The sequence below is a fragment of the Gemella sp. 27098_8_149 genome (genome assembly GCF_041433745.1).
In the GTDB taxonomy this organism is placed as follows: Bacteria; Bacillota; Bacilli; order Staphylococcales; family Gemellaceae; genus Gemella.
Window position 1 is genome coordinate 17460 of the sequence record NZ_JAPWCB010000018.1, and the last position, 11499, is coordinate 28958.

The 11499-nt window shown below is 33.5% G+C and carries 7 protein-coding genes; 5 read left to right on the plus strand and 2 right to left on the minus strand.

Annotated elements, in window-relative coordinates:
- Positions 1–142: 142 nt before the first annotated feature.
- Together O3801_RS07285 and O3801_RS07290 are read right to left on the minus strand one after the other, a co-directional pair.
- Positions 143–4114, minus strand: a complete 3972-nt coding sequence (locus O3801_RS07285) for a YhgE/Pip family protein (protein ID WP_371454534.1) — start codon at positions 4112–4114, stop codon at positions 143–145.
- 444 nt (positions 4115–4558) lie between these two features.
- Positions 4559–5113, minus strand: a complete 555-nt coding sequence (locus tag O3801_RS07290; protein WP_294682936.1) for a flavodoxin family protein — start codon at positions 5111–5113, stop codon at positions 4559–4561.
- Positions 5114–5394: 281 nt separating this feature from the next.
- Between O3801_RS07290 and O3801_RS07295 the strand changes: the two genes are divergently transcribed.
- The 5 genes from O3801_RS07295 (at position 5395) to yycI (ending at position 11438) form a co-directional block, all read left to right on the plus strand.
- Entirely contained in the window at positions 5395–6390 is a 996-nt protein-coding gene (locus O3801_RS07295) for a Tle-like phospholipase domain-containing protein (protein ID WP_294682935.1), read from the plus strand.
- 299 nt (positions 6391–6689) lie between these two features.
- Positions 6690–7394, plus strand: coding sequence for a response regulator YycF (gene yycF / locus O3801_RS07300; protein ID WP_294682934.1), 705 nt, complete (start codon positions 6690–6692; stop codon positions 7392–7394).
- The gene (locus O3801_RS07305; protein ID WP_371454535.1) at positions 7394–9319 is read left to right on the plus strand and encodes an ATP-binding protein; all 1926 of its coding nucleotides are present in this window, start codon (positions 7394–7396) and stop codon (positions 9317–9319) included. Before yycF ends, O3801_RS07305 begins: the two co-directional genes overlap by 1 nt.
- Before the next feature lie 11 nt (positions 9320–9330).
- Positions 9331–10644, plus strand: coding sequence for a two-component system activity regulator YycH (yycH, locus tag O3801_RS07310; RefSeq protein ID WP_371454536.1), 1314 nt, complete (start codon positions 9331–9333; stop codon positions 10642–10644).
- Positions 10641–11438 (plus strand): two-component system regulatory protein YycI, encoded by a 798-nt coding sequence (yycI, locus tag O3801_RS07315; RefSeq protein ID WP_371454537.1) that lies wholly within the window; start codon positions 10641–10643, stop codon positions 11436–11438. The genes yycH and yycI overlap by 4 nt, the downstream gene beginning before the upstream one ends.
- Positions 11439–11499: the final 61 nt, after the last annotated feature.

Consider the following 11499-nt stretch of genomic DNA (forward strand, 5'->3'; position numbering starts at 1 on the left):
CGAGTCACTTTCCGCAGTGGATTATGAATTCTCATATACACTTTGTTAAAACTTAGGAGCTTTTTGTCAGCTCCTTATCAAATAAAGAGATTAAAAAAATTCTAAGTAACAAATATTGATGTTACTTAGAATTTTTTATTTGTTATTTTGCTAAATTCACAGCTGCTTTATTATTCTTGTTGTAAGAGATGTAAGTAAGAGTTAAGAATATTATTCCTAAAACAACTAAGATTAATATTGCACTGTTGTAAATTCCGTTTGTAAGTCCACCTAGAACTGCTTGTCTAACAGCGGTATCACCGTAGAATACAGGTGTGAAAGGAATTAAACCACTGTATAGAGATGGTAGCATTTCTTTAGGGAATAGTGGTGTAGTTAGAACGAATTGTAAAGCTACAAATCCGATGCTAATTGCATTACCAACTTTTCCGAATGTGTACGATAAGAAGTGTGTTATTAGCATAAACACAATACCTGAAAGTATTAATCCGAAGAAGTACATTCCAAAGTTTTGAACTTTAAAGTCAAAGAATAAACTCATTGCTACTACTTCTATGATTGTTGCTAAGATAGCGAATGTTGTCATTGATACTAGTCTTGTACCGAATAAGCTGTTTGTTGATTCTCCGTATTCTGCTTTACGAGCTGGGAATAGAATGTTGAATGCCGCAGCTGCGATTAGTAGTCCGAATACTAGGAAGAATGGTGCCATTGCGTTACCGTAGCTAGTTTCTTCTGAGATGTCGCTGATATTAGTTTTAATTGGATTAGACATCATGTCTACATTTTTATCTCCAGTTTTAGCTGCTGATAGTTTGTCAGCTCCACTAGAAAGTTTATCTGCTAATAATCCAGAACCATCTTTAGCTTTCTCTAATCCAGAAAGTAATTCAGGAGCTTTAGCTTGCATGATAGTTAGTGCACCAGATAGTTTAATAGCACCGTCTCTCGCACTGTTAACTCCATTGATAAGTTCAGGAGCTTTAGCCTGCATAGAAGAAAGTCCGTTGTGAAGTTTATCAGCACCTTCTTTAGCACTGTTAACTCCGTTGATAAGTTCAGGAGCTTTAGCCTGCATAGAAGAAAGTCCGTTGTGAAGTTTATCAGCACCTTCTTTAGCACTATTAACCCCGTTGATAAGTTCAGGAGCTTTAGCCTGCATTGCAGAAAGTCCATTGTGAAGTTTATCAGCACCTTCCTTAGCACTATTAACCCCGTTGATAAGTTCAGGAGCTTTAGCTTTCATGGCTGATAATCCGTTAGAAAGTTTTTCAGAGCCATCTTTAGCGCTGTTAAGTCCACTTAATAATTCAGGAGCTTTAGCTTGGATAGAAGAAAGTCCGTTGTGAAGTTTATCAGCACCATCTTTAGCACTATTAAGTCCGCTTAATAACTCAGGAGCTTTAGCTTTCATATCAGTTAATCCTTGGTAAAGTTTCTTACCGCCATTATCAAGTTCTTGGATACCGATGCTTAGTTCAGGAAGTTTAGCCTGAAGTTTGTTCAGTCCTGCATTGATTCTTGCATTTCCGTCGACTAGAGCGTCGATTCCACCAGCTAACTCAGGAAGTTTTTCGTGAATTAATTGGATACCACCTGAAAGTTGATTGAATCCTGCTTGTAATTCAGTTCCTTTGCTTGCTAGAGTGCCAACACCTTGTGCTAGTTCTCCAGTTGTCATTGATGTAGTTAGTGAGTTAACTCCGTTAGTGTAAGAAGAAACACCTTCTTTTAATTTTGGAGTGGCACTTGCTAGTTGGTTAAGTCCATTTACTAACTCACCTGAAGTTAGAGATGATACAGTTGCATCAACTCCACCTTTATATTGATTAAATCCTGCGATAAGAGTAGGAGTTTTTTCGTTCATTACTGTTAATCCAGCTTTTAATTGACCGCTTCCAGCAGCAAGTTGTCCAACAGCAGATTTAATACTTGAGAATCCGCTGATTGTTCCTTCAAGGTCAGCTGCAAGAGAGTTTACATCGAATTTATCAAGTTGAGTTTGAATGTAGTTTAATTTTCCTACACGGTATTTCATGCTTGAGTATTTTGATGAAGCACTGTTAATTGCAGAAGTAAGTTCAGCTTTTATTTGGCTATTATTATTGTTACTGCTATTTTGAACAGTAGTAGTTGGTTGTGGTGCTGGTGCAGCAGGTGTAGCAGCTGCGTCACTTTTAGCTGCAGCAAGGATTTGAGCTTTTTGCTCTGGTTTTAAGTCCATTGATGCTAGTGTTTGTTCCAGTCCTGAGAAATTAGTAGTAGGAGCTGGTGTAGGTGCAGCTGGTGTAGTAGTCGTAGTTGTTGTTGTCGTAGATTGTGTATCTATACGACTTACAATTTCTTTAAGACTTTCTATTTGAGCACCTAAATCTGTGAAGGCACTAGATAATGGATTGAAGTTAGTTCTATATGTGATTTTTAATCCTTTTAGTTTGTCTAATGTAGATGTTAGGTTAGATTTTTTAGCAGCTAAGTCGCTGTCGCTAGGTAAGTTAGAATTTAGTGCATTTAATCCGGTATTGATTTTATCTGCACCATCTACTAATTTCGGTGTGCTTTCAGAAAGTTTAGCAACACCGTTTTCTAGTTCGGTACCACCTGCGGCTAATCTATTTAAGTCATCTTTTTTAGATGCTAGCTTAGAGTTGATTTGAGAAATTCCATCTGATAATCTGTCGATGCCGTTGTTAAGTGTAGCACTTCCGGCGCTAAGTTTTTCTAAATCACCTTTTTTAGCTAGTAGTTTTTCGTTAAGAGTAAGTACTCCGTTCGTATATTTTAAAAGACCTTCTTTAAATGCTTCGCTTCCTTTGTGTAGTTTATCTATTCCATCTGTTAGCATAACACTCTTAGTTTTGAATGTGTCAAAACCGATAGTAAGTTGGTTAGAGCCTGCAGTAAGTTCATTTACACCAGAAACTAGTGCAGCTTTTTTATCATTTAATGTGCTTAGGCCACTTGATAGTTTTCCGGCTCCTTCTTGAAGTTGAGAAACTCCGTTACCAAGTTTCGCGCCACCTTCGCTAAGACGATTAAGTCCAGCAGAAAGACGACCAGAACCATCGGTAAGTTGGTTGATACCTCCGCTCAGTTTCGCACCGCCTTCGCTAAGACGATTTAGTCCAGCTGTTAGGCGATTAGAACCGTCAGAAAGTTCATTGATACCATTACCAAGTTTCGCGCCACCTTCGCTAAGACGACCAAGTCCGGCAGAAAGACGACCAGAACCGTCAGTAAGTTGATCGATACCACCACTTAGTTTCGCACCACCTTCGCTAAGACGACTAAGTCCGGCAGAAAGACGACCAGAACCATCGGTAAGTTGATCGATACCACCGCTTAGTTTAGCGCCACCTTCGCTAAGACGACCAAGTCCGGCAGAAAGACGACCAGAACCATCGGTAAGTTGATCGATACCACCGCTTAGTTTCGCACCACCTTCGCTAAGACGACCAAGTCCAGAAGCAAGGCGACCAGAACCGTCGGCAAGTTGATTAATACCACTTCCAAGTTTTTGGCCACCTTCGCTAAGACGTCCAAGTCCATTGTTTAGTTGGTTTGAAGCGTCGGCTGCTTTTTGAAGTGAAGAACCAATCTCAGAAAACTTACTGTAGAGAGTAGCTGTATAAGTTTTTACAACTTGATCTTTAACGGTATTTGTTAAGTTGCTCGCTACGGTTTCCATGATTTTCTCACCGTTTTTACTCTTAGTAAAGTTAGTAGTAAAGTCGATGTTCATTTTTTCTGGGTTATCATTTGATAAAGATGTGGCATTTTTTGAGAAGTTTTGTGGTATTGTAACTACCATGTAGTAGTCTCCTTCTCGTAATTCTTTATCGGCTGTATCTTTATCGACGAATTGCCAATTTACTTTTTTGTTATCTTTTAGTTTTTCGACCATCGAATTCCCGACTTCTAGAGTTTTTCCATTAAAATCTACTTTTTGGTCTAGATTAACAACTCCGACTTTCATGTTTCCAGTGTTGTCATATGGATTCCAAACGGATTTTAGGAAGGTTCCTGAATATAAAACAGGAACTAGAAGAACGGTAGCCATGGTAGCTTTTAACCCTTTGCTCTTTAAAAGGCTACTAAATTCTTTTTTTATCATAATTCCTCCAAAGAAATTTCGTCGGCGAAATTCCATTATGTTAATTTAGTATGATATAATAATATATCACTTAAGATATTCTACAACTTTATATACTAAAAGTCAAAATATTTTAAAGTAATAGTGAATTATTAATATTTAATAATAGAGTATATTAGATATAATGGAGATAAAAATTATAACTTTTAAAATTAACAATTAGCGAATAATCTATGATAATAACGGTATTTTGATAAAAAGGGAATTATTCTTTAAACTTATAAAAAGATATATATTACTTAAAATAATTTCATTAAGTATTAATATAAATTATCCTAATTAACGAAAAAAATAGTTCACTATTAATTAAAGTTACCTTGAAGGGAAGGTAGTATTTGATATTATAAAAACATAAAAGGTAGTTATCCAATGAAAATGGATAACTACCTTTATTTTAGTGTTAAGTTATGCTAATGCGTGTGATATTTTATGTTCTAGTAGATTGCTAAAACAATTTTGAGCATCTTTTAAATCTTTCGGATCTGGGTGTTTTTTTGATTCTTTAACCATGTCGGCAAGATCTGGTGTAACTTTGTGAATAAAGTTAGGATCACGCCAAGTAAGGATTTTGAAAACTATCATAACCTTTGGATCAACCTTACCTTGACAGACGAAAGTTTCATGAATTCTATTGTTACGCTCTTCCATAAATGCAATGTAATTATTAATAGAATCGTCTGCGTGATAATGTTCACGAGGAACACCACAAGTTAGAAATAGGGCAACATCTTTACCATGTATTTCTTGTTGATCTATAAAACGTTGCATATTTTTGTTGGCGTTAGTTTTATCTGTCCAAGCACCTAGAATATAGAAATCATATTCTTTTTCTAGTTTTTTTCGTTGTTTCTTTATATCAAGTAAATCCACTTCTCCCTGATCTTTTATCTGTTCATAAATAGCCTCAGCTACTTTTTTAGTATTTTTTGTTTTGCTAGAGTAAGCAAGTAAAATTTTCATAATAAGCCTCCTACTTAGGATGTTGGAATAATATTCTTGAAAATTAATCCCGTATTAATTAAATTCATATAATTATTATAACAAAAAAATATTCTATTTTAAACTAATAACTGAAAATAATAATCAATTATAAAATTCAAGAGTGATAAAAATTAAAAAAATTGAAAAATTAACCTAATAGAATGAGGTTTTAACTAAAAAATAGGAAATAATCTATGGTTTATGATAAAATACTAATTGATAATATAGGAAATCAAATTGTATTGTGATAGGAGAAGAGAATGGAAAGGTTGTTTGAGATAACTAGTTATGCATCGTTTATTGTATACCATATAGAAGCGATGGATAAGATAAAGATTCCAAAAACTATGATAAGAGAATATATTAACCTACAAAAAACAGTAGGGAGTTTCCCAGAAGAGCTGAATTATGTGAGTAGTTTTTATGATGTGAAAACTGGAAGTAGTGCGACGTTGTTTGAAAATACGGCTGAAGGGAATTATATTTTATCTTATACGGGAACGAATTTTTATTTTGATAGGCAGAAGGATATGTATGCAGATGTAGTAGGTATTTGCTTGGGGCAAGCGGAACATATGACACCGTGTTATAGATTTTATACACGTATGAAGAAAAAATATGGTAATGATATTATATTAACAGGTCATTCACTAGGAGGAAGTATTGCGCAACGTGTTGCGATTGAGTATAATGTACAGCAAAGTATCGTCTTTAATGCAGTTCCGATATATTTAATCGGCGGTATAGATATTTTTATGGATAAGGAAAAAGACGGTGAATTATACGTTATGCGTATGAAAAAATATCTTAGAAATGTAAAGAAAACAGCTATTAAAAAAGCAACCTTTACAGGGGATGTGAAGAGGGTTGTTTCTGAATATGATATATTTACGAGAATCTCTGAGCTACTATCAATTGGTTACTATGTGGGTGATGAAATTATTGTAAAAGAAGCTGGAATGCACGGTATAAAGAGTTTCTTAGACATATACCAAAAATCTTTTGGTAGTTCTTTTGAGAAGAAAGAAAATGATGATCTTTTATCATTGGAATATAAAGATTTTAGTCTAGCAGAAGTAGGTATCCTTAGCAATTTTTCAGAAGAGCGAATAGAAGGATTAGAGAATCAACTGAATGCACTTTTAGTGAGTCGTACTGTGATAGATAACTTGAATAAAAATCCTTATAATGTTAATTTTGAATTTTTTATCAAGGCTATATTAGATAATATTGCGAAGAAAAAAGAAGAACTGTAATAGATTCCTTGTCTGACGTTTTTGTCAGGCGAGGAGTTTTTTATTGTAATAGTTTCATATAGATTATAACTTGTTATAAAATTTTGTATTTTTCGCATAACTGATAGAGAGTTAATCGTTTGCTTAAAGTTGTAACTTAACTAAAAAAAATGATATAATATTGATAACTATGTATATACTCATGTTGATGAGAAGATGCAGGTTAAAGAATAAAAGTATACTCCAAAAAATGTTTTATAAAAAATATAATTAGGAATATATATTATTTAATACTTAGTATAAATCTAAGGAGGAAGAAAATGGCAGAATATAAAATACTAGTAGTCGATGACGAAGAACCGATTGCTAATATACTAGAATTTAATCTTAAAAAAGAAGGTTACGATGTAATCGTTGCTAATGACGGGGAAAAAGCGGTAGAACTTGCTTTTAATGAGAACCCAGATTTAATTTTATTAGATTTAATGTTACCTAAAAAAGATGGAATGGAAGTGTGTAGAGAAGTACGCGCTAAGAAAAATATTCCAATCATTATGCTAACGGCGAAAAATAGCGAGATAGATAAAGTTCTTGGACTTGAGTTTGGAGCGGATGATTATGTGACTAAACCTTTCTCAACGCGTGAACTTATGGCTAGGGTTAAGGTAAACTTACGTCGTGTTACTAAGCAACAAGAAGAAGTAGTTGAGGAGAAAAATGGTGGAGATCTTGTGATTAAGGATATCGTTATTTATCCAGAAGCTTATGTTATTAAGAAAAATGGTGAAGAAATCGACTTAACACGTAGAGAATTTGATTTATTCTACTACCTTGCACAACACCGTGGACAAGTTTTAACACGTGAAAACCTTCTGCAAACAGTATGGGGTTATGATTACTTCGGTGATGTTAGAACTGTGGATGTAACTGTAAGAAGACTACGTGAGAAAGTAGAGAATGACTCATCTCAACCTGAGTATATTATGACACGTCGTGGTGTTGGTTACTTTATAGGTGAAGAGTAATGAGTTTTTTTGAGAAGAGATTTAAGAAAAGATTCTTTTCATCAATTCGAACTAAGTTCGTAATAGTGTATGTATTAGTTAATATAATTTCATTACAACTTATCGGATTGTTCTTTACAACACAGCTAAGAAATAGTAATGTAAATACATTTGAGCAAAATATTATCGAACAGGAAAAAATCTTAAACTACCATGTTCGTGAGGAATTAGAAAAAGCTAGTAGTACCGGAGATGGTTCGAAAGATACGGAAGACAGTACTAGTCAAGATGAATCTTCAAAGAATAGCAGAGATTCAAAGAGTGGTATAGCTAAACTAGTTAGTGAATTTAATATTCAAAAGTTATTATTAGTTAATGTTATAGATAATGATTCAAAAATTTTAGCGACTTCTTCGAAAAATGGTAATGATGAATATCTTGCTAAAAGGTCGTTTGATCCATTGGTAAGTCAAGTTATAAAAACAGGAGAGAGTACTAAACAGATTCAAAATAATGCTGATAGTAATAAGCGTGTGTGGATTTATGTGAGTCCTGTTAAAAAGGATAATGAAGTTATTGGTGTAATCTCTCTTATGGCGGATATAGAAAGTGTTTATCAAGAGGTAAATGGTATTTCTAAAATCTTCATAGTGGGAACTATTCTATCGATATTAATTACTACAGTAATAGGATTCGTAGCTTCAAAAACGGTGACGAGCTCTATTGAGAAGATGAGTTCACAGGTTAAGAAGATGGCTCTTGGGAACTATGGTACAGTAGTTGGTATAGATGCAGATGATGAAATCGGAGATCTGGCAAAAGTATTTAACCAAATTTCTAAAAGAATTGAAGAAGAGCAGGCTGTTACTGAGACTGAACGTAGGAAGCTTGCAACGATTATCGAAAGTATGATGGATGGAATTATTACGACGGATAATAACGGAAAAATAATTCTTATTAATACTAGTGCGGAAGATATGCTAGGAGGTCGTGATGATGAAATCTTTATTGGAAAAGATGTTCTGAAGATTCTTAATATCACTGAATATGAAAGTATAGAGGAGATATTAGAAGCGGAAGATAGTCTTCTTGTAAATTCCTCAAAAACGGATGAAGAGCTACTTTTACGTGCTGAAATTTCTAAGATAGAAAAAGAGGATAAGGAAGATTTAACTCAGATGTCAACCGAGCTAGAAGGATATATTATCGTGCTTTATGACGTAACAGATCAAGAACGTCAGGAAAAAGAACGTCGTGAGTTCGTATCTACAGTATCTCATGAACTTCGTACTCCTTTAACAACGATGAACAGTTATATCGAGGCGTTAGAAGAAGGTGTTCTTGAGGATAAAGAGCTTGCTCCTCAGTTTATCGATACGATTCACAAAGAAACGACTCGTATGATAAGAATGGTAAATGAGCTTATGCAGCTTGGTAAAATGGACATTAAAGAAGAACATTATGAGAAAGAATTTATCGATATTAATAAGATGCTTGAACAAATTACCGATAGATTCGCTTTAACACATCCTGAGAAAAACTTCATAAAACATATTCCTAAGAGTCCGATATTTGTAGAAGGTGACCAGGATAAACTTACACAGGTATTTGATAATATCGTAAATAATGCGATAAAATACTCTCCAGATGGTAAAAATATCACGGTGAGAGTTAGACAAAATTATCACCACAATAGGGTGAGTATTTCTATTAAAGATGAGGGTGTTGGAATTCCATTAGTCCACATTGACAAAATCTTTAATAGATTCTACAGAGTTGATAAGAGTAGACAAAGAAGTATGGGAGGAACAGGTTTAGGATTGGCATTAGCTAAGACTATCGTAGATGCCCATAAAGGTCGTATTTGGGCTCAAAGTAGAGAAGGTTATGGAAGTATTATATTCGTGACACTACCTTGTGAACAAATTGATGATGAATGGTTATAGAGGTAAATAATATGAAAAGTAAAAGGAAAGAAACTGTTAAATCAGTTGTATTAGGAATATTAGTTCTAATGAGTTTAACTTTATCCTATCTTATTATTACTTATCAACCAGATTATGAGATTTTCACTAAGAGAACTACTCAAAAATCAGCAGAGTCAAATAAAAATAGTCTTTTAAACTTTTTGATTCCTGATAGTGTCGTAAAAAACTATGAAGGATCAAGAGAAGAACCGATAGTTCAAAATTCTATAACGAAGGTGGCGACTGTCGATGCTGTAAAAAATAAAAGGGTATTGAAAGATCTGTTGTCGATAATCTCAGATAGCGAAAGTACAGAGTCTAGGGTTAGAAATCGAAATATAGAAGATATTACAACGAATAATGTTGAAAAAATCATGATAAATTATCAGGTGACCTTGGATTCAGCTTTAGTAAAACCGTTGTTCTTCTCGGAGGAGAATTCTAATATAAGTTTGGAATTTGATACGATAGTTTTACTAAAAGATAGACCAAATATGATTTATTTATATAAAAAAGATGATAAAAACTATCTACAGATTACTCTGAAGGATGAAATCTATAGCAGGATAAATAGTAAGTTTAACGAGAAAAAACAAAGCTATGCTAAGTATAGTTTGAATAATAGGTTTATCTATTTGAAAGAGTCTGACGAGGATAATGTTATAGACGAATACAGTGCTGAAGATGTTAGCTTAAATAGATTAGCTAAGGATATTTTTGAGAAAAAGGATAATCTTAGAATTAGTAATGAGGATGAAGTGACTGATGGTTATGGTATCTTACGATCTATAAACAACAGATTAGTATATACAAATCCATCAAACGAAGGTGGGAAAGAAGTTGGAGCTACAGTCGCTATAAACAATACTATGAGTTTCTTGGGACTGGGGTATGTAGGAGATACAGATTATCAGCTTACTACTGCTCTAGAAGGAATTACTATTTTCCAAGAAGCTTATAAGGATTCGATAGCCTTTAGTAGAGAAGGTCATGCGGATATTATTTCTGAGGATAATAGTAGTGGAATATATAAACTAACTTCACCGAAGAGGCTTACGAAGACTTATCTTTCATCAAAAGAAGTGGAACTATACTCTGTTGAGAAAACTGAATATGTAATTAATTATCTTTATGAAAGAGTTAACCTTAAAGAAATAGGAGATATAGTTCTAGGTTATGATAAGGTCTATAATAAAGATAGAAATAGTTTTAGCTATGTACCAGCGTGGTATGTAAAATATAATGATAGATATATGAGTTTTAAAAAATTAAAAGAGATGATTGACAAGGGAGAGAGACTATGAACTGGGGTAAGATGAAGACATTGTTTATTTACCTATTTGTTGCGCTTAATGCTGTCTTGTTAACATTTTATATATATACAGTTCAGAAGAATAAAACAGAGATAGTTCAAGAAAAAGAAATTATTGAACGTTCTATGAAAAATGACAATATAACTGTAGAAGAAAATGCAACGAAACGTGATAATCTTGGTTATGTGAATGTTACGATTTCTGATTTGAAGGATATTCGTAAGGAAGATAGTGGTCTAAAGTATGAAGTTGAAAATGTTGATAAGACATCTACTTTAAAAGTCAGTTCAGAAAATGTTATTACCAATGTAAACAAAGGCAGTTATAGAGCTGAATTAGATTCATTCTTACTAGAAAAAATGAAATTAAGTGCAAATTATATTTTTTCTAGTTACAATTCATCAAAAAATGAAGTTATCTTTGAACAGCAAATAGATAGTTTTAGAGTATTTTCAAATAAAAATGCACGAATTGTCTTTAGTGTTGAAAGTAATGGAGATATAAAAAACTTCACATTAACGAGTGTTTCAAATATAAGAAAAGATAAGAATGAAACGTTAGTACCATCTAACCAAGCGATAAATAGATTATATCACGAAGACTTAATTCCTAAAAACTGTCGTGTACGAGCTACGTTAGGATATTATACATATATTTCTCAAACGGAAAACCAAGTATTGATGCCGACATGGAATGTAGAAATCAGTGATAAGGACGGACGAGTTAGCAATTACTATGTAGACGCTATTAACTTAAATGTGTTAAATAGAAAAGGTCATAGCTAATTGATAGGTATTTAAAAATAAAGAAAAAACTATTCATTGTGATAATTGCAATGAATAGTTT

Coding starts and splice junctions, on each gene's coding strand:
- yycF (WP_294682934.1), top strand. CDS start 6,690: ATGGCAGAATATAAAATACTAGTAGTCGATGACGAAGAACCGATTGCT.
- O3801_RS07295 (WP_294682935.1), top strand. CDS start 5,395: ATGGAAAGGTTGTTTGAGATAACTAGTTATGCATCGTTTATTGTATAC.
- O3801_RS07305 (WP_371454535.1), top strand. CDS start 7,394: ATGAGTTTTTTTGAGAAGAGATTTAAGAAAAGATTCTTTTCATCAATT.
- O3801_RS07290 (WP_294682936.1), bottom strand. CDS start 5,113: ATGAAAATTTTACTTGCTTACTCTAGCAAAACAAAAAATACTAAAAAA.
- O3801_RS07285 (WP_371454534.1), bottom strand. CDS start 4,114: ATGATAAAAAAAGAATTTAGTAGCCTTTTAAAGAGCAAAGGGTTAAAA.
- yycI (WP_371454537.1), top strand. CDS start 10,641: ATGAACTGGGGTAAGATGAAGACATTGTTTATTTACCTATTTGTTGCG.
- yycH (WP_371454536.1), top strand. CDS start 9,331: ATGAAAAGTAAAAGGAAAGAAACTGTTAAATCAGTTGTATTAGGAATA.